Raw genomic sequence first — 22,590 nt, 5'->3', positions numbered from 1 at the left:
CGATGAAAGCTTTGCTCGATCTATTCAAGCAAGTCCAACAACCTGAAGTTTTTGACGCGATCAAGATCGGTCTGGCCTCGCCAGACAAGATCCGTTCGTGGTCGTTCGGTGAAGTGAAGAAGCCGGAAACCATCAACTACCGGACGTTCAAGCCGGAACGCGATGGTCTGTTCTGCGCGAAGATCTTCGGGCCGATCAAAGACTACGAATGCCTTTGCGGCAAGTACAAGCGCCTGAAGCACCGTGGCGTGATCTGCGAAAAGTGCGGCGTCGAAGTGACGCTGGCGAAGGTGCGCCGCGAACGGATGGGCCACATTGAACTGGCCTCGCCGGTTGCGCACATCTGGTTCCTGAAGTCTCTGCCGTCGCGTCTGGGCATGGTGCTCGACATGACGCTGCGTGACATCGAACGCGTGCTGTACTTCGAAGCATACGTGGTGATCGATCCGGGCATGACGCCGCTGAAAGCGCGGCAGATCATGACCGAAGAGGATTACTACAACAAGGTCGAAGAGTACGGTGACGAATTCCGTGCCGAGATGGGCGCGGAAGGCGTGCGTGAACTGCTGCGCGCGATCAACATCGACGAACAGGTCGAGATGCTCCGTACCGAACTCAAGAACACGGGTTCGGAAGCGAAGATCAAGAAGTACGCGAAGCGCCTGAAGGTGCTCGAGGCTTTCCAACGTTCGGGCATCAAGCCTGACTGGATGGTGCTCGAAGTGCTGCCGGTGCTGCCGCCGGAACTGCGTCCGCTGGTGCCGCTGGATGGCGGCCGCTTCGCGACGTCGGACCTGAACGACCTGTATCGCCGCGTGATCAACCGTAACAACCGGTTGAAGCGTCTGCTCGAATTGAAGGCGCCTGAAATCATCGTCCGCAACGAAAAGCGGATGCTGCAGGAAGCCGTCGATTCGCTGCTCGACAACGGCCGTCGCGGTAAGGCGATGACCGGCGCGAACAAGCGTCCGCTGAAGTCGCTCGCTGACATGATCAAGGGTAAGGGCGGTCGTTTCCGTCAGAACTTGCTCGGTAAGCGCGTTGACTATTCGGGCCGTTCGGTGATCGTGGTCGGCCCGACGCTCAAGCTGCATCAGTGCGGCCTGCCGAAGCTGATGGCGCTCGAACTGTTCAAGCCTTTCATCTTCAACAAGCTGGAAGTGATGGGTGTTGCTACCACCATCAAGGCCGCGAAGAAAGAAGTCGAGAACCAGACCGCCGTGGTGTGGGACATCCTCGAAGAGGTGATCCGCGAGCATCCGGTCATGCTGAACCGTGCGCCGACGCTGCACCGCCTTGGCATTCAGGCTTTCGAGCCGGTGCTGATCGAAGGTAAGGCTATCCAGCTGCACCCGCTCGTTTGCGCGGCGTTCAACGCCGACTTCGATGGTGACCAGATGGCTGTTCACGTGCCGTTGTCGCTCGAAGCGCAGATGGAAGCGCGTACGCTGATGCTGGCGTCGAACAACATCCTGTTCCCGGCCAACGGCGATCCGTCGATCGTGCCGTCGCAGGATATCGTGCTCGGCCTGTACTACGCGACGCGTGAAGCAGTGAACGCCAAGGGCGAAGGCCTGACGTTCACCGGCGTGTCGGAAGCGCTGCGTGCGTACGAGAACAAGGAAGTCGAGCTGGCCTCGCGCGTCAACGTGCGGATCACGGAAATGGTCCACAACGAAGACAAGTCGGAAGGTGCGCCGGCGTTCGTGCCGAAGATCTCGCTGTACGCGACAACCGTTGGCCGCGCAATCCTGTCGGAAATCCTTCCTCCGGGCCTGCCGTTCTCGGTGCTGAACAAGCCTCTGAAGAAGAAGGAAATCTCGCGCCTCATCAACACCGCATTCCGCAAGTGCGGTCTGCGTGAAACGGTGATTTTCGCCGACCAGTTGATGCAGTCGGGTTTCCGTCTGGCAACTCGCGCTGGTATTTCGATCTGCGTGGACGACATGCTCGTACCGCCGCAAAAAGAACAGATCGTCGGCGACGCCGCGAAGAAGGTGAAGGAATACGACCGTCAGTACATGTCGGGTCTCGTCACGTCGCAAGAGCGCTACAACAACGTGGTTGACATCTGGTCGGCAACGTCGGAAGCGGTCGGCAAGGCGATGATGGAACAGCTGTCGACGGAACCGGTGGTCGATCGCGACGGCAACGAAACGCGTCAGGAGTCGTTCAACTCCATCTACATGATGGCTGACTCGGGTGCTCGTGGTTCCGCAGTTCAGATTCGTCAGCTGGCCGGTATGCGTGGCCTGATGGCGAAACCGGACGGCTCGATTATCGAGACGCCGATTACGGCGAACTTCCGCGAAGGCCTGAACGTGTTGCAGTACTTCATCTCGACCCACGGTGCACGTAAGGGTCTGGCTGATACGGCACTGAAGACGGCAAACTCGGGTTATCTGACGCGTCGTCTGGTCGACGTGACGCAGGACCTGGTGGTGGTCGAGGACGATTGCGGTACGTCCAATGGCGTCGCCATGAAGGCGTTGGTCGAAGGCGGTGAAGTCGTCGAAGCGCTGCGTGACCGTATTCTCGGTCGCGTGACGGTGGCTGACGTCGTCAATCCGGAATCGCAGGAAACGCTGTACGAAACGGGCACGTTGCTCGACGAAGACGCGGTCGAAGAAATCGAACGCCTCGGCATCGACGAAGTGCGCGTGCGTACGCCGCTGACTTGCGAAACGCGTTACGGTCTGTGCGCGGCCTGCTACGGCCGCGACCTGGGTCGTGGCTCGTCGGTCAACGTTGGCGAAGCAGTCGGCGTGATCGCTGCTCAGTCGATCGGTGAACCGGGCACGCAGCTCACGATGCGTACGTTCCACATCGGTGGTGCGGCATCGCGTGCAGCAGTGGCTTCGTCGGTTGAAGCGAAGTCGAACGGTACGGTGCGTTTCACGGCGACCATGCGTTACGTCACCAACGCGAAGGGCGAGCAGATCGTCATCTCGCGTTCGGGCGAAGCGATGATCACCGACGACCACGGCCGCGAGCGCGAACGTCACAAGGTGCCGTACGGCGCGACGCTGTTGCAGCTGGACGGCGCGCAGATCAAGGCCGGCACGCAACTGGCGACGTGGGATCCGATGACGCGTCCGATCATCACCGAGTACGGTGGTACGGTGAAGTTCGAAAACGTCGAAGAAGGCGTGACGGTTGCCAAGCAGATCGACGATGTGACGGGTCTCTCGACGCTGGTCGTGATCGACGTGAAGCGCCGCGGTTCGCAAGCGTCGAAGACGGTGCGTCCGCAGGTCAAGCTGCTCGACGCGAACGGCGAAGAAGTCAAGATCCCGAACACCGAGCACTCGGTGCAGATCGGCTTCCAGGTCGGCGCTCTGATCACCGTGAAGGACGGTCAGCAAGTGCAGGTCGGTGAAGTGCTCGCACGTATCCCGGTTGAATCGCAGAAAACGCGTGACATTACCGGTGGTCTGCCGCGAGTGGCCGAACTGTTCGAAGCGCGCTCGCCGAAGGACGCCGGCATTCTGGCGGAAGTCACGGGCACGACGTCGTTTGGTAAGGACACGAAGGGCAAGCAGCGTCTCGTTATCACGGACCTCGAAGGCAATCAGCACGAGTTCCTGATCGCGAAGGAAAAGCAGGTTCTGGTGCACGATGGTCAGGTCGTCAACAAGGGCGAAATGATCGTCGACGGGCCGGCTGATCCGCACGACATTCTGCGGTTGCAGGGCGTCGAAGCGCTGGCGCGCTACATCGTTGACGAAGTGCAGGACGTGTATCGTCTGCAGGGCGTGAAGATCAATGACAAGCACATTGAAGTGATCGTCCGTCAGATGCTGCGCCGTGTGCAGATCGTCGATAACGGTGACACGCGCTTCATCATGGGCGAGCAAGTTGAGCGTTCGGATATGCTCGACGAGAACGACCGGATGGCTGCGGAAGACAAGATCCCGGCAACCTACGAAAACGTCTTGCTCGGTATCACGAAGGCGTCGCTGTCGACCGATTCGTTCATCTCCGCGGCATCGTTCCAGGAAACGACCCGCGTGCTGACCGAAGCGGCGATCATGGGCAAGCGCGACGATCTGCGTGGCCTGAAGGAAAACGTGATCGTCGGCCGTCTGATTCCGGCCGGTACGGGTCTCGCGTTCCACAAGGCACGCAAGAGCAAGGAACTGTCCGACCGCGAGCGTTTCGATCAGATCGCAGCGGAAGAGTCGTTCGAATTCGGTACGCCGGAAACCCCGGCCGCCGAACAGCAGCACTCAGGCGAGTAAGTCCCGGCGGCGCAAGCCGCCTGGGCTCACCAGCCAGCGAAGCCGCTCAGTTTCAACTGAGCGGCTTTTTTTATGCGCCTCATTTTTGTGCGGTTTTGTGGATTCGTCGGCCAAACGGCTAACGTTTGTGCAAAGCGCGGGCGCAGCACGAATGCGTTGGTAAAATTCGTGTCACCGGCATTACGCTGCTTCTCTCAAATTCATGTCCCGTCCGCTCGAAATCCTCAACGAAGTCTTCGGTTACCCCGCGTTCAGAGGACAGCAGGGCGAAATTGTCGAGCACGTCGCCGGCGGCGGCGATTGCCTCGTGCTGATGCCGACGGGCGGCGGTAAGTCGCTGTGCTATCAGATTCCGTCGCTCGTGCGGCGCGAGGGCGGCTTCGGCGCGGGCATCGTCGTTTCGCCGCTGATTGCGCTGATGCAGGACCAGGTCGCCGCGCTGAAGGAAGTCGGTGTGCGAGCGGCCTATCTGAACTCGACGCTGTCGAGTGCCGAAGCGATGGCCACCGAACGCGCGCTGCGCGAAGGCGATATCGATCTGCTCTACGTGGCGCCGGAACGCCTGATGACACCCCGTTTTCAGGAACTGCTAGAGCGCACGCGCATTGGGCTGTTCGCAATCGACGAAGCGCATTGCGTGTCGCAATGGGGCCACGATTTCCGTCCTGAATATATTCAGCTGTCGGTGCTGCACGAGCGCTTCCCGAACGTGCCGCGCATTGCGCTCACCGCCACCGCGGATGCGATTACGCGTGACGAAATCATCCACCGTCTCGCGCTGGATGACGCGCGCATCTTCGTCTCGAGTTTCGATCGGCCCAATATCCGTTACCGCATCGTCGAGAAAGACAATGCGCGCGCTCAACTGCTCGACTTCATTCGCGCCGAACATTCGAAGCCGGACGGTACGACCGACGCCGGCGTGGTGTATTGCCTGTCGCGCCGCAAGGTCGAAGAAACCGCGGAGTGGCTCAAGGAAAAGGGCATGCGCGCGCTCCCGTATCACGCCGGCATGGAGTTCGAAATCCGCCAGAGGCATCAGGAGATGTTCCAGCGCGAGGAAGGCATTGTGATGTGCGCCACGATTGCGTTCGGCATGGGTATCGACAAGCCGGACGTGCGCTTTGTGGCTCACCTCGATTTGCCGAAGAGCGTCGAAGGGTACTACCAGGAAACGGGTCGTGCAGGACGCGATGGCATGCCGGCCAATGCGTGGATGGCATACGGCCTCGGCGACGTCGTGCAGCAGCGCAAGATGATCGATGAATCCGATGCCGATGACGCGCATAAGCGCGTGCAGACCAGCAAGCTCGATGCGTTGCTCGGTCTGTGCGAGGCGGCGACCTGCCGGCGGGTGCGATTGCTTGCGTATTTCGGCGAGTCGAGCAAGCCGTGCGGCAACTGCGATAACTGTCTCGAGCCGCCGGACACGTGGGATGCGACGCGCGAAGCGCAGATGGCGTTGTCGTGCGTGTTCCGCGCGCAGCGGGCGAGCGGCTTTCACTTCGGCGCCGGTCACCTGATCGATATCCTGCGGGGCAATCGCAGCGAGAAAATCACGCAGCGCGGTCACGAAAAGCTCACCACGTTCGGAATCGGCGCGGCGCTTGGCGAGCCGGAGTGGCGCGCCGTGTTTCGCCAGCTCGTCGCATTCGGCTATCTAACCGTCGACCACGAAGGATTTGGCTCGCTAGTGCTCACTGAGGCCAGCAAACCGGTGTTGAAGAGTGAGCAGAACGTCACGATGCGCCGCTACGTGAAGCCCACACGCACGCGGCAATCGTCTGGCCGCACAAGCGAGCGCGCCGACCCGACGATCGGTATGGGGCCGCGCGAACGCGCCCGCTGGGAGCGCTTGCGCGCCTGGCGCACCGAAACGGCGAAAAGCGATGGTGTGCCGGCCTACGTTATCTTCCACGACGCCACCTTGGCGGAAATCGCCCGTAGCGGCCCCGATTCCATCGAGGATTTGCGTGGTATTCCGGGCATGGGCGCCCGCAAACTCGACCGTTTCGGCGACGAGTTGCTGGAAGTCGTCGCCGCCGATTGAGCACCTTGAAAGGTCGGCAGGGCTGCGAAGCATCGCAACCTGTTGACTCCCTTAGTATTTTCGGAATATTATGCTAGGTTCCGGTTCTTGGGATGCCTGCGCGCGGAGTCAATTCGTGCGCGAGCGATCTGGTCCGGAGTTCGATGCGCAATCGTTTCTGCTTTGCCCGGAAACAGATGCGTCGATTTTGTTCAATTTCAGGAATAAACAATGCCAACCATCAATCAACTGGTTCGCAAAGGCCGCGCGTCGGAAACGACGAAGAGCAAGAGCCCGGCTTTGCAGGACTGCCCCCAGCGTCGCGGTGTGTGCACCCGTGTGTACACCACGACGCCGAAGAAGCCGAACTCGGCACTCCGTAAGGTTGCTAAGGTTCGTCTGACGAACGGCTTCGAAGTCATTTCGTACATCGGTGGTGAAGGCCACAACCTGCAGGAACACTCGGTCGTGCTGATTCGCGGCGGCCGTGTCAAGGACTTGCCGGGTGTGCGTTACCACATGGTTCGCGGCTCGCTGGATACCCAGGGCGTCAAGGATCGTAAGCAGGCTCGCTCGAAGTACGGTGCGAAGCGTGCCAAGGCTGGCAAGTAATAGCCAGTCAGTAGTTTCAGGTCGCCTGCAAAGGCGGTATTAGCGGTGGTGCCGGATTCGCCGGTGCTGTCGAGTAAGTGGTCACCCGACCAGGCTGGTAAGTCGTTAGAGATGAATCGGGTTAGTTGGTGGCCGCGGGGCTGATAAGCAGCTCCAACTGAAAAGTTAAAGGAAGAAACATGCCGCGTCGTCGCGAAGTCCCCAAGCGGGAAGTGTTGCCGGATCCGAAGTTCGGTAACGTAGATGTAGCTAAATTCATGAACGTGCTGATGCTCTCCGGCAAGAAGTCGGTTGCCGAGCGTATCGTGTACGGCGCTTTCGAACAGATCCAGACCAAGGGTGGCAAGGACCCGCTGGAAGTGTTCACGGTGGCGCTCAACAACGTCAAGCCGGTGGTGGAAGTGAAGAGCCGCCGCGTTGGTGGTGCGAACTATCAGGTTCCGGTCGAAGTGCGTCCGTCGCGTCGTATGGCATTGGCGATGCGTTGGTTGCGTGAAGCCGCGAAGAAGCGCAGCGAAAAGTCGATGGCCCTGCGCCTGGCAGGTGAACTCTCCGAAGCGGCCGAAGGCCGTGGCGGCGCGATGAAAAAGCGCGACGAAGTTCACCGGATGGCAGAAGCCAACAAGGCGTTCTCGCACTTCCGTTTCTAAGCTTCCCGAACCCGGGTTTAGCAGAAAAAGCGGAAAGAAATTCCGGGCGGGTGCGCTTACAAAGCGCCTCGCCCGTTTGTGTTACAGCGCGATGGGTATTTTCTCGCATCGCGTCATCCCAATAGAGGATCAAAGTGGCTCGCAAGACACCTATCGAGCGCTACCGTAACATCGGTATTAGCGCTCACATCGACGCCGGCAAAACGACGACGACCGAGCGCATCCTGTTCTACACCGGCGTGAACCACAAGATTGGTGAAGTGCACGACGGCGCTGCAACCATGGACTGGATGGAGCAGGAGCAGGAACGCGGCATCACGATCACGTCCGCTGCTACCACGGCATTCTGGAAAGGCATGGCCGGCGACCGCGCTGAGCACCGCATCAACATCATCGACACCCCGGGCCACGTCGACTTCACGATTGAAGTTGAGCGCTCGATGCGCGTGCTCGACGGTGCATGCATGGTGTACTGCGCTGTGGGCGGCGTTCAGCCCCAGTCGGAAACCGTGTGGCGCCAGGCTAACAAGTACAAGGTTCCCCGTCTCGCGTTCATCAACAAGATGGACCGTACCGGCGCGAACTTCTTCAAGGTCTACGACCAGCTCAAGCTGCGTCTGAAGGCGAACCCGGTTCCGGTCGTGGTGCCTATCGGCGCGGAAGAAAACTTCACGGGCGTCGTCGATCTGCTGAAGATGAAGGCGATCATTTGGGACGACGCGTCGCAAGGCACGAAGTTCTCGTACGAAGAGATCCCGGCGGAACTGGTCGACTCGTGCAACGAGTGGCGCGAGAAGATGGTCGAAGCGGCTGCTGAGTCGAACGAAGACCTGATGAACAAGTACCTCGAAGAGGGCGAGCTGACGGAAGCGGAGATCGTCAAGGGTCTGCGCGACCGCACGATCGCTTGCGAAATCCAGCCGATGCTGTGCGGTACCGCGTTCAAGAACAAGGGCGTGCAACGTATGCTGGACGCCGTGCTCGACTTCCTGCCGTCGCCGATCGACATCCCGCCGGTTACCGGCGAGCTGGAAAACGGCGAGCAAGGTGAGCGCCGCGCTGCTGACGACGAAAAGTTCTCGGCACTGGCATTCAAGATCATGACGGATCCGTTCGTCGGCCAGTTGATCTTCTTCCGTGTGTACTCGGGCGTTGTGAATTCGGGCGACACGGTGCTGAACGCGACCAAGGACAAGAAGGAGCGTCTGGGTCGTATTCTGCAGATGCACGCGAACCAGCGCGAAGAAATCAAGGAAGTGCGCGCAGGCGACATCGCTGCAGCAGTCGGCCTGAAGGACGCGACGACTGGCGACACGCTGTGCGATCCGCAAAGCCCGATCGTGCTCGAGCGCATGATTTTCCCGGAGCCGGTGATTTCGCAGGCTGTTGAGCCGAAGACGAAGCCGGACCAGGAAAAGATGGGTCTGGCCCTGAACCGTCTGGCTCAGGAAGATCCGTCGTTCCGCGTTCAAACGGACGAAGAATCGGGTCAAACCATTATTTCGGGCATGGGCGAGCTCCACCTGGAAATTCTGGTTGACCGGATGAAGCGTGAATTCGGCGTCGAGGCAACCGTCGGCAAGCCGCAAGTGGCGTATCGTGAAACGATCCGCGGCAAGGCGGTAGACGTCGACGGCAAGTTCGTCAAGCAGTCGGGTGGTCGCGGCCAGTACGGTCACGCGGTCATCACGCTCGAGCCGAATGAGCAGGGCAAGGGCTATGAGTTCCTGGACGAGATCAAGGGCGGTGTGATTCCGCGTGAATACATCCCGGCAGTCGACAAGGGTATCCAGGAAACGCTGAAGGCTGGCGTGCTGGCAGGCTTCCCGGTCGTTGACGTGAAGGTTCACCTGACGTTCGGTTCGTACCACGACGTTGACTCGAACGAAAATGCGTTCCGCATGGCCGGTTCGATGGCGTTCAAGGAAGCAATGCGCAAGGCGCAGCCGGTCATCCTCGAGCCGATGATGGCTGTGGAAGTCGAAACGCCGGAAGACTATATGGGCAACGTGATGGGCGACCTGTCGGGCCGTCGCGGTATTGTTCAGGGCATGGAAGACATGATTGGCGGCGGCAAGATCGTTCGCGCCGAAGTGCCGCTGTCGGAAATGTTCGGCTACTCGACGTCGCTGCGTTCGCTGAGCCAGGGTCGTGCAACGTACACGATGGAGTTCAAGCACTACTCCGAAGCACCGCGCAACGTGTCTGAAGCGATCATCAACGCGAAGTCGAAGTAATCGCGCGGCAAGTCATTCAACGATTAACTTTTTGAAAGAAGAGAAACATGGCTAAAGGTAAATTCGAACGGACCAAGCCGCACGTGAACGTCGGCACGATCGGTCACGTTGACCACGGCAAGACCACGCTGACGGCAGCGATCACGACGGTGCTGACCAAGAAGTTTGGCGGCGAAGCAAAGGCGTATGACCAGATCGACGCGGCGCCGGAAGAAAAGGCACGTGGTATCACGATCAACACGGCACACGTCGAGTACGAAACGGCGAACCGCCACTACGCACACGTCGACTGCCCGGGCCACGCTGACTATGTGAAGAACATGATCACGGGCGCAGCGCAGATGGACGGCGCGATCCTGGTGTGCTCGGCAGCAGACGGCCCGATGCCGCAAACGCGTGAGCACATCCTGCTGGCGCGTCAGGTCGGTGTGCCGTACATCATCGTGTTCCTGAACAAGTGCGACATGGTGGACGACGCCGAGCTGCTGGAACTCGTCGAGATGGAAGTTCGCGAACTTCTGTCGAAGTACGACTTCCCGGGCGACGACACGCCGATCATCAAGGGTTCGGCCAAGCTGGCGCTGGAAGGCGACACGGGCGAGCTGGGCGAAGTGGCGATCATGAATCTGGCCGACGCGCTGGACACGTACATCCCGACGCCGGAGCGCGCAGTTGATGGTGCGTTCCTGATGCCGGTGGAAGACGTGTTCTCGATCTCGGGTCGCGGCACGGTGGTGACGGGTCGCGTTGAGCGCGGCGTCGTGAAGGTCGGCGAGGAAATTGAAATCGTTGGTATCAAGCCGACGGTGAAGACGACCTGCACGGGCGTGGAAATGTTCCGCAAGCTGCTCGACCAGGGTCAGGCAGGCGACAACGTCGGTATCCTGCTGCGCGGCACGAAGCGTGAAGACGTGGAGCGTGGCCAGGTTCTGGCGAAGCCGGGTTCGATCAACCCGCACACGCACTTCACGGCTGAAGTGTACGTGCTGAGCAAGGACGAAGGCGGCCGCCACACGCCGTTCTTCAACAACTATCGTCCGCAGTTCTACTTCCGTACGACGGACGTGACGGGCTCGATCGAGTTGCCGAAGGACAAGGAAATGGTCATGCCGGGCGACAACGTGTCGATCACGGTGAAGCTGATCAACCCGATCGCGATGGAAGAAGGTCTGCGTTTCGCAATCCGCGAAGGCGGCCGTACGGTCGGCGCAGGTGTGGTTGCCAAGATTCTCGAGTAAAATCGCGGATTGAACTTGCAGTAAGTGGTGCCCGGAGCCGGGCGCCTGTCGATAGGAGTTGGCGCTTCAGCGCTTACTCCTATCCCATGCCCGGCTCTACGTTCTTTTACTATCTGGCGGCGCAACACCGCCTCGCTCTTTTCCAAGGAATTGTCATGCAGAACCAGAAAATCCGCATTCGCCTGAAGGCTTTCGACTATCGCCTGATCGATCAATCGGCAGCTGAAATCGTCGACACGGCAAAGCGGACTGGCGCAATCGTTCGTGGTCCCGTGCCCCTGCCGACCCGCATTCAACGTTTCGACATCCTGCGTTCGCCGCACGTCAACAAGACGTCGCGCGATCAGCTCGAAATCCGTACGCACCAACGCCTGATGGACATCGTCGACCCGACGGACAAGACCGTTGACGCACTGATGAAGCTGGACCTGCCGGCTGGCGTGGACGTGGAAATCAAGCTGCAATAAGGCTCCCAGCGGTTGTCCAGAGTATCGGGCAACGCTAAGTCATTGATTGCTTGCGGAAAACGAAAAGCCTCGCTATAATGCAAGGCTTTTCGCGCATTTGCGCAAAAAAGTCGGTGTGCTGCAGCATGAATTCATGCCCGAAACGGCACCGGCATTTTGTAAATTAGCCCCGACCAATCGCAGTCGGGAATGGAGAAAACGATGAGCCTTGGACTCGTAGGTCGCAAGGTTGGCATGACCCGTATCTTCACGGCAGAAGGGGATTCGATTCCCGTTACCGTGCTGGACGTGTCCGACAACCGCGTGACGCAGATCAAGACTGTTGAAACCGACGGCTATACGGCCGTGCAGGTTGCATTCGGTACGCGCCGTGCATCGCGTGTGACGAAGCCGTTGGCCGGTCATCTCGCCAAAGCCGGTGTTCAAGCCGGTGAAATCCTCAAAGAATTCCAGATCGATGCTGCCAAGGCTGCCGAGTTGTCGAACGGCACCGTGGTCGGTCCCGACCTGTTCGAAGTAGGCCAGAAGGTCGACGTGCAAGGCGTGTCGATCGGTAAGGGCTACGCCGGTACCATCAAGCGTTACAACTTCGCATCCGGCCGTGCATCGCACGGTAACTCGCGCTCGCACAACGTGCCGGGTTCGATCGGTATGGCGCAAGATCCGGGTCGTGTTTTCCCGGGTAAGCGCATGACCGGTCACATGGGTGACGACACGGTAACGGTGCAAAACCTCGAAATCGCTCGTATCGACGCTGACCGCAAGCTGTTGCTGGTCAAGGGCGCCGTTCCGGGTGCGAAGGGTGGCAAGGTATTCGTTACGCCGGCCGTGAAGACGCGTGCCGTGAAAGGAGCGAAATAATGGAACTTAAGCTCCTGAATGCCAATGGTCAGGAAGGCGCAGGCGTTAGCGCGTCGGACGTCGTGTTCGGCCGCGATTACAACGAAGCCCTGATCCACCAGGTGGTGGTGGCGTATCAAGCGAATGCCCGTAGCGGCAACCGCGCGCAGAAGGATCGTGAGCAAGTCAAGCACACGACCAAGAAGCCGTGGCGCCAGAAGGGTACGGGCCGCGCCCGTGCCGGTATGTCGTCGAGCCCGCTGTGGCGCGGCGGTGGCCGGATCTTCCCGAATTCGCCGGAAGAAAACTTTTCGCACAAGGTCAACAAGAAGATGCATCGTGCAGGTCTCTGCTCGATCTTCTCGCAGCTGGCCCGCGAAGGCCGCATTTCGGTGGTCGACGAGTTGACGCTCGAAGCGCCGAAGACGAAGCTGCTGGCCGAAAAATTCAAGGCGATGGGTCTCGACTCCGTGCTGGTGATTACCGACACGGTTGACGAAAACCTGTACCTCGCGTCGCGCAACCTCGCCCATGTGGCAGTTGTCGAGCCGCGTTACGCCGACCCGCTGTCGCTGATCTACTTCAAGAAGATCCTGATCACGAAGGCTGCGGTCGCCCAGATCGAGGAGTTGCTGTCATGAGCGAGATTCGCAAGAACGATCATCGTTTGATGCAGGTCCTGCTCGCGCCGGTGATCTCCGAAAAGGCGACGCTGGTGGCCGACAAGAACGAGCAAGTTGTGTTCGAAGTCGCGCCCGATGCCACGAAGCAGGAAGTGAAAGCTGCAGTCGAGCTGCTGTTCAAGGTGGAAGTCAATTCCGTCAACGTGCTGGTCTCGAAGGGCAAAGCCAAGCGCTTTGGCCGCTTCATGGGCAAGCGCAAAGACGTGAAGAAGGCATACGTCTGCCTGAAGCCCGGCCAGGAAATCAACTTTGAAGCGGAGGCCAAGTAATCATGGCAATCGTTAAAGTTAAGCCGACTTCGCCGGGTCGCCGCGCGATGGTCAAGGTGGTCAACAAGGATCTGCATAAGGGCAAGCCGTTTGCACCGCTGCTCGACTCGCAATCCTCGACCGCCGGCCGTAACAACAACGGTCACATCACCACGCGTCATAAGGGTGGTGGTCACAAGCATCACTATCGTGTCGTGGATTTCCGTCGCACGAAGGATGGCATTCCGGCAAAGGTCGAACGTCTTGAGTACGATCCGAACCGTAGCGCGAACATCGCGCTGGTTCTGTACGCAGACGGCGAGCGCAAGTACATCATCGCTCCGAAGGGTGTGACGGTTGGTCAGCAACTGATGTCGGGTTCGGAAGCTCCGATCCGCGCAGGCAACACGCTGCCGATCCGCAACATTCCGGTCGGTACGACGATCCACTGCATCGAAATGCTGCCGGGCAAGGGCGCGCAAATGGCGCGTTCGGCTGGTACGTCGGCGATGTTGCTGGCTCGTGAAGGCATCTACGCACAGGTCCGCCTGCGCTCGGGTGAAATCCGCCGCGTTCACGTTGAATGCCGCGCGACGATTGGTGAAGTTGGCAACGAAGAGCACAGCCTCCGTCAAATCGGTAAGGCTGGCGCGAACCGCTGGCGCGGTATCCGCCCGACGGTGCGTGGCGTTGCAATGAACCCGGTCGATCACCCGCATGGCGGTGGTGAAGGCAAGACGGCTGCAGGTCGCGATCCGGTGAGCCCGTGGGGCACGCCTGCTAAGGGCTATCGCACCCGCAGCAACAAGCGCACGACGAGCATGATCGTCCAGCGCCGTCACAAGCGTTAAGGAGTAGGCAATGGCACGTTCTGTAAAAAAAGGTCCGTTCTGCGACGCCCATTTGCTGAAGAAAGTTGAGGCGGCAGCAGCTTCGCGGGATAAGAAGCCGATCAAAACCTGGTCGCGTCGTTCGACGATTCTGCCGGATTTCATCGGTCTGACGATTGCTGTGCACAACGGCCGTCAACACGTCCCGGTGTACATCTCGGAAAACATGGTCGGCCACAAGCTTGGCGAGTTTGCATTGACCCGGACGTTCAAGGGTCACGCAGCCGACAAGAAGGCTAAGAAATAAGGGGCTCATGATGGAAGTGAAAGCAATTCATCGCGGTGCCCGCATCTCGGCGCAGAAAACGCGCCTTGTGGCTGACCAGATCCGCGGTTTGCCGGTCGACAAGGCGCTGAACGTTCTGACGTTCTCGCCGAAGAAGGCTGCGGGAATCGTGAAAAAGGTCGTGCTGTCGGCGATCGCGAATGCGGAGCATAACGAAGGCGCCGATATCGACGAGCTCAAGGTAACGAGCATCATGGTCGACAAGGCTGCATCGCTCAAGCGTTTTACCGCGCGCGCTAAAGGCCGTGGTAACCGCATCGAGAAGCAATCCTGTCACATCACTGTGACGGTCGGGAATTAAGGGGTCATACGATGGGACAGAAAATTCATCCGACTGGCTTCCGTTTGGCCGTCAGCCGCAATTGGGCGTCGCGTTGGTACGCGAACAACAACAATTTCGCGGCGATGTTGCAGGAAGACATCGGTGTTCGTGAATACCTGAAGAAGAAGCTGAAAAACGCTTCGGTTGGCCGCGTCGTTATCGAGCGTCCGGCGAAAAACGCGCGCATCACGATTTATAGCTCGCGTCCGGGTGTCGTCATCGGTAAGAAGGGCGAGGATATCGAGCTGCTGAAGTCGGAACTGCAACGCCGCATGGGCGTTCCGGTCCACGTCAACATCGAAGAAATCCGTAAGCCGGAAACCGATGCGCAACTGATCGCGGATTCGATCACGCAACAACTCGAGCGCCGGATTATGTTCCGCCGCGCGATGAAGCGTGCGATGCAAAACGCAATGCGTCTGGGTGCTCAAGGCATCAAGATCATGAGCGCAGGCCGCCTGAACGGTATCGAAATCGCTCGTACGGAATGGTATCGCGAAGGTCGCGTGCCCCTTCATACGCTGCGTGCTGATATCGACTACGCAACTTCGGAAGCGAAGACGACGTACGGCATCATCGGCGTGAAGGTGTGGGTCTACAAGGGCGACACGCTCGGCCGCAACGACGCACCGGTGGTTGAAGAAGTCGCCGAAGAAAAGCGTCCGCGCCGTAACGCACGTCCGGGTGGCGATCGCCGTCCACGTCGCGATGGTGAAGGTGGTGGCCCGGCAGGTGCACGCCGTGGCGCTCCTCGTCGTGCTGGCGGTGCCGGCGGCGACGGGAAGACTGGAGAATAACGATGCTGCAACCGAAACGCAGAAAGTATCGCAAAGAGCAGAAGGGTCGTAACACCGGTATCGCTACCCGCGGCAACGCGGTGTCGTTCGGTGAGTTCGGCCTGAAGGCTATCGGTCGTGGTCGCTTGACCGCGCGCCAGATTGAAGCGGCACGTCGTGCAATGACGCGTCACATCAAGCGTGGTGGCCGCATCTGGATCCGCATCTTCCCGGACAAGCCGATCTCGCACAAGCCGGCAGAAGTACGGATGGGTAACGGTAAGGGTAACCCTGAGTACTACGTCGCAGAGATTCAACCGGGCAAGATGCTGTACGAAATGGACGGCGTAACCGAAGAGCTGGCACGCGAAGCGTTCCGTCTGGCTGCAGCTAAGCTGCCGCTGAAGACGACGTTTATCGTGCGTCAGCTCGGCGCCTAAGGAGCAAATGATGAAGGCTTCCGAACTTCACCAGAAAGATCAGGCCGCGCTCAACAAGGAGCTGTCGGACCTGTTGAAGGCGCAATTCGGCCTGCGCATGCAACTCGCGACCCAGCAGCTCACGAACACGAGCCAGCTGAAGAAGGTCCGTCGCGACATCGCACGTGTGCGGACCGTCCTGACTGAGAAGGCGAACCAGAAATGAACGATAGCGTAAAAACCTCGCTCAAGCGGACGCTGGTCGGCAAGGTCGTCAGCAACAAGATGGACAAGACGGTCACCGTGCTGGTCGAGCACCGCGTGAAGCACCCGATCTACGGCAAGTATGTTGTGCGCTCGAAGAAGTACCACGCGCACGACGATGCGAACACGTACAACGAGGGCGACCTCGTTGAAATCCAGGAAACGCGTCCGATTTCGAAGACGAAAGCTTGGGTTGTGGCTCGCCTGGTCGAGGCTGCTCGCGTCATCTGACGCCGCAAAGTTGTAGAAGTAATTGAAATCGCAGTAAGTTTCGCTTGCAAGACCGGGATTATTTGTTATAATCTCGGTCTTCCCTCTTTTATGGGAGCCCCGTCGCGGGCGAAGTTGGTGGGGGAAGCGGTTCAGGCGCCAGTCTGTTCCGAAGGATTCACCGGATTGCGATGGCGGGTTTCGTTTGCCGTCGCTGCTGTTCTAACCCAAGCAGCCGATTGGCTGACGGGACCAAGACTGACCGGGTACGCCATGGTGGTGTGACCGGATTAAGTTGGGAAAGATAAACCATGATCCAGACCGAAACTCGGCTTGAAGTGGCCGACAACACGGGTGCGCGTGAAGTCCTGTGCATCAAAGTGCTCGGCGGCTCGAAGCGTCGTTATGCCAGCATTGGCGACATCATCAAGGTGACCGTCAAAGAAGCAACGCCGCGCGGGCGCGTGAAGAAAGGCGAAATTTATAACGCCGTGGTGGTTCGTACCGCTAAGGGCGTGCGCCGTCAGGACGGCTCGCTGATCAAGTTCGATGGCAACGCCGCTGTGTTGTTGAATGCCAAGCTCGAACCTATTGGCACCCGTATTTTCGGGCCTGTCACGCGCGAGTTGCGTAGCGAACGATTCATGAAGATCGTTTCGTTGGCACCGGAAGTGCTGTAAGGAGTCGCGATGAACAAGATTCGCAAAGGTGACGAAGTTATCGTCATCACCGGCAAAGATAAAGGCAAGCGCGGCGTCGTGCTGTCCGTTGGCGAAGGCAAAGTGATTGTCGAGGGTATCAACCTCGTCAAGAAGCATGTCAAGCCGAACCCGATGAAGGGTACGACGGGCGGTGTGGAAGCCAAGACGATGCCGCTGCAAATTTCGAACGTCGCATTGGTCGACGCGAATGGCAAGGCGTCGCGTGTAGGCATCAAGGTCGAAGGAGACAAGAAAGTCCGTTTCCTTAAGACGACCGGTGCCGTGCTGAGCGCCTGACGCTGCGGAGTAAAAAAATGGCTCGTTTGCAAGAGTTTTACAAAGAAAAGGTTGTACCCGGCCTCATCGAGAAGTTCGGTTACAAGTCCGTGATGGAAGTGCCGCGCATCACCAAGATCACCCTGAACATGGGCCTTGGCGAAGCGGTTGCTGACAAGAAGATCATCGAAAACGCCGTTGGCGACCTGACGAAGATCGCAGGCCAGAAGCCGGTGATCACGAAGGCACGCAAGGCAATCGCTGGCTTCAAGATCCGTCAGGGCTATCCGATCGGTGCAATGGTCACGTTGCGTGGTCAGGCAATGTACGAATTTCTGGACCGTTTCGTGACGGTCGCGCTCCCGCGTGTGCGTGACTTCCGTGGCGTGTCGGGGCGTGCGTTCGATGGTCGCGGCAACTACAACATCGGTGTGAAAGAGCAGATCATTTTCCCCGAAATCGACTACGACAAGATCGACGCACTGCGTGGGCTGAACATCAGCATCACGACGACTGCGAAGACCGACGACGAAGCAAAGGCTCTGCTCGCCAGCTTCAAGTTCCCGTTCAGAAACTGAGGTTACCGTGGCTAAACTGGCACTGATCGAACGTGAAAAGAAGCGTGCTCGCCTGGCCGCTAAGTACGCTCCCAAGCGTGCTGAGTTGAAGGCGATCATTGGCGATATGAGCAAGACGGACGAAGAGCACTACGCAGCACGTCTGGAACTGCAACAACTGCCGCGCAACTCTAATCCGACCCGTAAGCGCAATCGTTGCGCAATTACTGGTCGCCCGCGTGGCACGTTCCGTAAATTCGGGCTGGCGCGTAACAAGATTCGCGAAATCGCGTTCCGCGGCGAGATCCCTGGCCTGACCAAGGCGAGCTGGTAATAGGAGAAACGTAAATGAGCATGAGTGATCCTATCGCCGATATGCTGACTCGCATCCGCAACGCGCAGATGGTCGAGAAGGTTTCGGTGACAATGCCCTCGTCGAAAGTCAAGGTTGCGATTGCGCAGGTCCTGAAGGACGAAGGCTATATCGATGATTTCGCAGTGAAGTCCGAAGGTGCGAAGTCAGAATTGAACATCGTGTTGAAGTACTACGCTGGCCGTCCGGTCATCGAACGCATTGAACGCGTTTCGAAGCCTGGTCTGCGTGTGTACCGCGGCCGTAACGACATCCCCGTGGTCATGAATGGCCTCGGCGTGGCAATCGTGTCGACGCCGAAGGGCGTGATGACGGACCGCAAGGCGCGCGCAACGGGCGTTGGCGGCGAAGTCATCTGCTACGTCGCTTAAGGCCGAAAGGAGAGAAACATGTCTCGAGTAGGTAAAAGCCCGATCGCGCTGCAAGGCGCAGAAGTGGCCCTGAGCGACGATCGCATTACCGTCAAGGGCCCGCTGGGTACGATTACGCAGGCGGCAAACCGCCTCGTGAAAGTGGTGAACGACAACGGCACGCTGAAAGTCGAGCCGGTTGACGAAAGCCGCGAAGCGAATGCGATGTCGGGCACGATGCGCGCACTGGTTGCGAACATGGTGAACGGCGTGACGAAGGGTTTCGAGCGCAAGCTGACGCTGGTTGGCGTCGGTTACCGCGCACAGGCGCAAGGCGACAAGCTGAATCTGTCGCTGGGTTTCTCGCACCCCGTGGTGCACCAGATGCCGGAAGGCGTGAAGGCTGAAACCCCGTCGCAAACCGAAATCGTGATCAAGGGGATCGACAAGCAGAAAGTTGGCCAGGTCGCTGCAGAAGTGCGCGGCTATCGCCCACCGGAGCCCTACAAGGGCAAGGGTGTGCGCTACGCCAACGAGGTCGTGATCCTCAAAGAAACGAAGAAGAAGTAAGGGTGCGCAATCATGGATAAGACTCAATCTCGCCTGCGCCGCGCTCGTCAGACGCGTATCAAGATCGCTGAGCTGCAGGTCGCGCGTCTCGCCGTGCATCGCACGAACACGCACATCTATGCGCAAGTGTTCTCGCCGTGCGGCACCAAGGTGCTCGCCAGCGCGTCGACGCTCGAGGCCGAAGTGCGTGCGCAACTGGCTGATCAGACGGGCAAGGGCGGCAACGTCGCTGCTGCGACCCTGATCGGTAAGCGCATTGCAGAAAAGGCTAAGGCTGCCGGCATCGAATCCGTCGCCTTCGACCGTTCGGGTTTCCGTTACCACGGCCGCGTGAAAGCGCTGGCTGATGCGGCGCGCGAAGCCGGACTCAAGTTCTAAGGGAAGAATTCGTCATGGCAAAGATGCAAGCGAAAGTTCAGGCTGACGAACGCGACGACGGCCTTCGTGAAAAGATGATTTCGGTCAACCGCGTGACCAAGGTCGTGAAGGGTGGCCGTATTCTCGGCTTCGCCGCACTGACCGTGGTTGGCGACGGTGATGGCCGCGTCGGTATGGGCAAGGGCAAGGCGAAGGAAGTGCCGGTCGCTGTTCAGAAGGCGATGGAACAAGCCCGCCGCAACATGTTCAAGGTGCCGCTGAAGAACGGTACCCTGCAACACGAAGTGCACGGTAAGCACGGCGCATCGATGGTCCTCCTCGCTCCGGCGAAGGACGGTACCGGTGTGATCGCTGGCGGCCCGATGCGCGCAGTGTTCGACGTGATGGGCGTGCAGAACGTTGTGGCCAAGAGCCACGGTTCGACGAACCCATACAACCTCGTTCGTGCAACGCTCGACGGTCTGCGCAAGCAGTCCACGCCGGGTGACATCGCGGCGAAGCGTGGCAAGTCCGTCGAAGATATTCTGGGCTAAAGGTGGACACCATGTCTGATAAAACTGTCAAGGTCCAGCTCGTCAAGAGCCTGATCGGCACCCGCGAAACGCATCGTGCAACGGTGCGTGGCCTGGGCCTGCGCCGACTCAACTCGGTTAGCGAGTTGCAGGACACGCCGGCTGTGCGCGGCATGATCAACAAGGTTTCGTACCTCGTTAAGGTCATCAGCTAAGCGGCTGACCAGGACTCAAGGAGTTGATAATGGAATTGAATAACCTGAAGCCGGCTGAAGGCGCGAAGCACGCAAAGCGTCGCGTTGGTCGCGGCATCGGCTCCGGCCTCGGCAAGACCGCTGGCCGTGGTCACAAGGGTCAGAAGTCGCGTTCGGGCGGCTTTCACAAGGTTGGCTTCGAAGGCGGTCAAATGCCGCTGCAACGTCGCCTGCCGAAGCGTGGCTTCACCTCGCTGACGAAGGAATTCGTCGGTGAAGTGCGTCTCTCGGATCTGGAAAAGCTGCCGGTCGACGAAATCGATCTGCTGGCTCTGAAGCAAGCCGGCCTGGTCGGCGAGCTGATCAAGAGCGCCAAGATCATCGCGACGGGCGAGCTGAAGCGCAAGGTCGTTGTGAAGGGTCTGGGTGCGACGAAGGGTGCGCGCGCTGCTATCGAAGCAGCCGGCGGCTCTTTTGCCGAGTAACGCGCAAGTTATTTGCCGTCACTAGCATTTGCATCGGAGAAGGTACTTGGCTAACAGCCCGAGTCTCGCAAAACCCGGTCGCAGCGCGGCGAAGTTTGGCGATCTGCGTCGGCGGGCAGTGTTCCTGCTGCTGGCGCTGATCGTCTACCGTATCGGCGCGCACATTCCGGTGCCGGGTATCGACCCGGACCAGCTGGCAAAGCTGTTCCAAAGCCAGTCGGGCGGCATCCTTGGCATGTTCAACATGTTCTCGGGTGGCGCACTTTCGCGGTTCACGATTTTTGCGCTGGGGATCATGCCGTACATTTCGGCGTCGATCATCATGCAGTTGCTGGCGATTGTCTCGCCGCAACTGGAAGCGCTGAAAAAGGAAGGGCAGGCGGGTCAACGGAAGATTACGCAGTACACGCGTATCTTTACGGTCCTGCTGGCGACGTTCCAGGCGTTCGGCATCGCCGTCGCATTGGAAAACCAGCCGGCTCTGGTGATCGATCCGGGGATGGTGTTTCGGTTGACGACGGTCGTGACGCTGGTGACCGGCACGATGTTCCTGATGTGGCTGGGTGAGCAGATCACGGAGCGTGGGCTTGGCAACGGTATCTCGATCATCATTTTCGGCGGTATTGCGGCCGGCTTCCCGAACGCAATCGGTGGTCTTTTCGAACTGGTGCGAACCGGCTCGATGAGCATCATCTCGGCGATTATCGTGGTCGCGCTGATTGCTGCAGTGACGTATCTGGTGGTGTTCATCGAACGCGGCCAGCGCAAGATTCTTGTGAACTACGCCAAGCGGCAAGTCGGTAACAAGATTTACGGCGGTCAGTCTTCGCATCTGCCGCTGAAGCTGAACATGTCGGGCGTGATTCCGCCGATCTTTGCATCGTCGATCATTCTCTTCCCGGCAACCATCCTGAACTGGTTTAGTTCGGGGTCGCGTACCAGCTGGTTCGCAGACACGTTGCACAACGTGGCCGAAGCCCTTAAGCCCGGTCAACCCGTGTACGTGTTGCTGTACGCGTTGGCGATCGTTTTCTTCTGTTTTTTCTACACCGCACTGGTGTTCAACAGCAGAGAAACGGCCGACAACCTGAAAAAGAGTGGCGCTTTCGTCCCAGGCATCCGCCCGGGCGATCAAACGGCGCGATATATCGACCGCATCCTCACGCGCTTGACGCTGGCCGGTGCGATCTACATCGTGTTCGTTTGTCTGCTGCCCGAGTTTCTGGTGCTGCGCTGGAACGTGCCGTTTTATTTTGGTGGAACGTCGCTGCTGATCATTGTCGTCGTCACAATGGATTTCATGGCGCAGGTGCAGTCGTACGTTATGTCGCAACAGTATGAATCGCTGCTGAAGAAAGCTAACTTCAAAGGCGGCGGCGTCCCGATGCGTTGAAAGGACTTATGGCCAAAGACGATGTTATCCAGATGCAGGGTGAAGTCATCGAAAACCTGCCTAACGCTACCTTCAGGGTGAAGCTGGAAAACGGCCATGTCGTATTGGGACACATATCCGGGAAGATGCGGATGCACTACATCCGAATCTTGCCGGGCGACAAGGTGACGGTTGAATTGACGCCTTACGATCTGTCGCGTGCGCGGATCGTGTTCCGGGCGAAGTGATTTGAAAAAAGGGTAATATCATGAAAGTGATGGCATCGGTTAAGCGCATTTGCCGCAATTGCAAGATCATCAAGCGCAAAGGCGTTGTGCGCGTGATTTGCAGCTCTGATCCGCGCCACAAACAGCGTCAAGGCTGAACGCCGCGCTTTTTGCTGCGCTTTT

General features: G+C 59.0%; 30 protein-coding genes. All 30 read left to right on the top strand.

Annotated elements, in window-relative coordinates:
• Positions 1–2 precede the first annotated feature (2 nt).
• The 30 genes from rpoC to rpmJ all read left to right on the top strand — a co-directional run bounded on the left by rpoC (position 3) and on the right by rpmJ (position 22,565).
• A complete protein-coding gene (gene rpoC / locus AC07WT_RS19690) occupies positions 3–4,241 on the top strand; it encodes a DNA-directed RNA polymerase subunit beta' (protein WP_492596241.1) in 4,239 nt (1,412 codons plus the stop codon).
• A 202-nt stretch (positions 4,242–4,443) separates the two neighbouring features.
• Positions 4,444–6,291: a DNA helicase RecQ gene (gene recQ / locus AC07WT_RS19685; protein WP_492596240.1), complete on the top strand. Its 1,848-nt coding sequence runs from the start codon at positions 4,444–4,446 to the stop codon at positions 6,289–6,291.
• A 210-nt stretch (positions 6,292–6,501) separates the two neighbouring features.
• Entirely contained in the window at positions 6,502–6,882 is a 381-nt protein-coding gene (gene rpsL, locus AC07WT_RS19680; protein ID WP_006998493.1) for a 30S ribosomal protein S12, read from the top strand.
• 179 nt (positions 6,883–7,061) lie between these two features.
• The gene (rpsG, locus tag AC07WT_RS19675; RefSeq protein WP_006053291.1) at positions 7,062–7,532 is read left to right on the top strand and encodes a 30S ribosomal protein S7; all 471 of its coding nucleotides are present in this window, start codon (positions 7,062–7,064) and stop codon (positions 7,530–7,532) included.
• Between the two features lie 134 nt (positions 7,533–7,666).
• Positions 7,667–9,769, top strand: a complete 2,103-nt coding sequence (fusA, locus tag AC07WT_RS19670) for an elongation factor G (RefSeq protein ID WP_341314097.1) — start codon at positions 7,667–7,669, stop codon at positions 9,767–9,769.
• A 47-nt stretch (positions 9,770–9,816) separates the two neighbouring features.
• Positions 9,817–11,007, top strand: coding sequence for an elongation factor Tu (gene tuf, locus AC07WT_RS19665; protein WP_063497539.1), 1,191 nt, complete (start codon positions 9,817–9,819; stop codon positions 11,005–11,007).
• 155 nt (positions 11,008–11,162) lie between these two features.
• Complete coding sequence (gene rpsJ, locus AC07WT_RS19660; RefSeq protein ID WP_006998489.1) at positions 11,163–11,474, top strand: 30S ribosomal protein S10; 312 nt, start codon at positions 11,163–11,165, stop codon at positions 11,472–11,474.
• A gap of 201 nt (positions 11,475–11,675) precedes the next feature.
• On the top strand, positions 11,676–12,335 hold the full coding sequence (rplC, locus tag AC07WT_RS19655; protein ID WP_007180137.1) for a 50S ribosomal protein L3: 660 nt from the start codon (positions 11,676–11,678) through the stop codon (positions 12,333–12,335).
• On the top strand, positions 12,335–12,955 hold the full coding sequence (rplD, locus tag AC07WT_RS19650; RefSeq protein ID WP_007180136.1) for a 50S ribosomal protein L4: 621 nt from the start codon (positions 12,335–12,337) through the stop codon (positions 12,953–12,955). The genes rplC and rplD overlap by 1 nt, the downstream gene beginning before the upstream one ends.
• Positions 12,952–13,266 carry a 50S ribosomal protein L23 gene (gene rplW / locus AC07WT_RS19645; protein ID WP_007180135.1) on the top strand — a complete coding sequence of 105 codons (315 nt, stop codon included), beginning with the start codon at positions 12,952–12,954 and terminating at the stop codon, positions 13,264–13,266. The genes rplD and rplW overlap by 4 nt, the downstream gene beginning before the upstream one ends.
• 2 nt (positions 13,267–13,268) lie before the next feature.
• Positions 13,269–14,096, top strand: coding sequence for a 50S ribosomal protein L2 (gene rplB / locus AC07WT_RS19640; RefSeq protein WP_341314098.1), 828 nt, complete (start codon positions 13,269–13,271; stop codon positions 14,094–14,096).
• Between the two features lie 10 nt (positions 14,097–14,106).
• Positions 14,107–14,382: a 30S ribosomal protein S19 gene (gene rpsS, locus AC07WT_RS19635; RefSeq protein ID WP_004199273.1), complete on the top strand. Its 276-nt coding sequence runs from the start codon at positions 14,107–14,109 to the stop codon at positions 14,380–14,382.
• Positions 14,383–14,389: 7 nt separating this feature from the next.
• Positions 14,390–14,722 carry a 50S ribosomal protein L22 gene (gene rplV / locus AC07WT_RS19630; RefSeq protein WP_197070230.1) on the top strand — a complete coding sequence of 111 codons (333 nt, stop codon included), beginning with the start codon at positions 14,390–14,392 and terminating at the stop codon, positions 14,720–14,722.
• Between the two features lie 11 nt (positions 14,723–14,733).
• Positions 14,734–15,540, top strand: a complete 807-nt coding sequence (rpsC, locus tag AC07WT_RS19625; protein WP_020070582.1) for a 30S ribosomal protein S3 — start codon at positions 14,734–14,736, stop codon at positions 15,538–15,540.
• A 2-nt stretch (positions 15,541–15,542) separates the two neighbouring features.
• Entirely contained in the window at positions 15,543–15,959 is a 417-nt protein-coding gene (gene rplP / locus AC07WT_RS19620; protein WP_007180131.1) for a 50S ribosomal protein L16, read from the top strand.
• 10 nt (positions 15,960–15,969) lie between these two features.
• Positions 15,970–16,164, top strand: coding sequence for a 50S ribosomal protein L29 (gene rpmC / locus AC07WT_RS19615; protein WP_007180130.1), 195 nt, complete (start codon positions 15,970–15,972; stop codon positions 16,162–16,164).
• The gene (rpsQ, locus tag AC07WT_RS19610) at positions 16,161–16,433 is read left to right on the top strand and encodes a 30S ribosomal protein S17 (RefSeq protein WP_007180129.1); all 273 of its coding nucleotides are present in this window, start codon (positions 16,161–16,163) and stop codon (positions 16,431–16,433) included. Before rpmC ends, rpsQ begins: the two co-directional genes overlap by 4 nt.
• A 290-nt stretch (positions 16,434–16,723) precedes the next feature.
• Positions 16,724–17,092: a 50S ribosomal protein L14 gene (gene rplN, locus AC07WT_RS19605; RefSeq protein ID WP_031361573.1), complete on the top strand. Its 369-nt coding sequence runs from the start codon at positions 16,724–16,726 to the stop codon at positions 17,090–17,092.
• Positions 17,093–17,101: 9 nt separating this feature from the next.
• The gene (gene rplX / locus AC07WT_RS19600; RefSeq protein WP_115781222.1) at positions 17,102–17,410 is read left to right on the top strand and encodes a 50S ribosomal protein L24; all 309 of its coding nucleotides are present in this window, start codon (positions 17,102–17,104) and stop codon (positions 17,408–17,410) included.
• Positions 17,411–17,427: 17 nt separating this feature from the next.
• Positions 17,428–17,967, top strand: coding sequence for a 50S ribosomal protein L5 (rplE, locus tag AC07WT_RS19595; RefSeq protein ID WP_006052214.1), 540 nt, complete (start codon positions 17,428–17,430; stop codon positions 17,965–17,967).
• 7 nt (positions 17,968–17,974) lie between these two features.
• Complete coding sequence (rpsN, locus tag AC07WT_RS19590) at positions 17,975–18,280, top strand: 30S ribosomal protein S14 (protein ID WP_410838283.1); 306 nt, start codon at positions 17,975–17,977, stop codon at positions 18,278–18,280.
• Between the two features lie 14 nt (positions 18,281–18,294).
• On the top strand, positions 18,295–18,690 hold the full coding sequence (gene rpsH / locus AC07WT_RS19585) for a 30S ribosomal protein S8 (protein WP_006052216.1): 396 nt from the start codon (positions 18,295–18,297) through the stop codon (positions 18,688–18,690).
• A gap of 18 nt (positions 18,691–18,708) precedes the next feature.
• A complete protein-coding gene (rplF, locus tag AC07WT_RS19580; protein ID WP_492592150.1) occupies positions 18,709–19,239 on the top strand; it encodes a 50S ribosomal protein L6 in 531 nt (176 codons plus the stop codon).
• Positions 19,240–19,251: 12 nt separating this feature from the next.
• The gene (gene rplR, locus AC07WT_RS19575) at positions 19,252–19,617 is read left to right on the top strand and encodes a 50S ribosomal protein L18 (protein WP_006052218.1); all 366 of its coding nucleotides are present in this window, start codon (positions 19,252–19,254) and stop codon (positions 19,615–19,617) included.
• A gap of 14 nt (positions 19,618–19,631) precedes the next feature.
• Positions 19,632–20,150, top strand: coding sequence for a 30S ribosomal protein S5 (gene rpsE / locus AC07WT_RS19570; protein WP_006052219.1), 519 nt, complete (start codon positions 19,632–19,634; stop codon positions 20,148–20,150).
• Between the two features lie 11 nt (positions 20,151–20,161).
• A complete protein-coding gene (gene rpmD / locus AC07WT_RS19565; protein ID WP_007180126.1) occupies positions 20,162–20,344 on the top strand; it encodes a 50S ribosomal protein L30 in 183 nt (60 codons plus the stop codon).
• Between the two features lie 29 nt (positions 20,345–20,373).
• Positions 20,374–20,808 (top strand): 50S ribosomal protein L15, encoded by a 435-nt coding sequence (rplO, locus tag AC07WT_RS19560; protein WP_011490050.1) that lies wholly within the window; start codon positions 20,374–20,376, stop codon positions 20,806–20,808.
• A 46-nt stretch (positions 20,809–20,854) separates the two neighbouring features.
• Positions 20,855–22,201, top strand: a complete 1,347-nt coding sequence (secY, locus tag AC07WT_RS19555; protein WP_013340732.1) for a preprotein translocase subunit SecY — start codon at positions 20,855–20,857, stop codon at positions 22,199–22,201.
• Between the two features lie 8 nt (positions 22,202–22,209).
• Entirely contained in the window at positions 22,210–22,428 is a 219-nt protein-coding gene (gene infA, locus AC07WT_RS19550) for a translation initiation factor IF-1 (RefSeq protein ID WP_004521905.1), read from the top strand.
• A gap of 20 nt (positions 22,429–22,448) precedes the next feature.
• A complete protein-coding gene (gene rpmJ / locus AC07WT_RS19545) occupies positions 22,449–22,565 on the top strand; it encodes a 50S ribosomal protein L36 (protein WP_004199844.1) in 117 nt (38 codons plus the stop codon).
• Positions 22,566–22,590: the final 25 nt, after the last annotated feature.

Source organism: Paraburkholderia sp. GW821-FHT02A12 (assembly GCF_059422005.1).
This window is presented reverse-complemented; position numbering and strand designations above follow the sequence as displayed.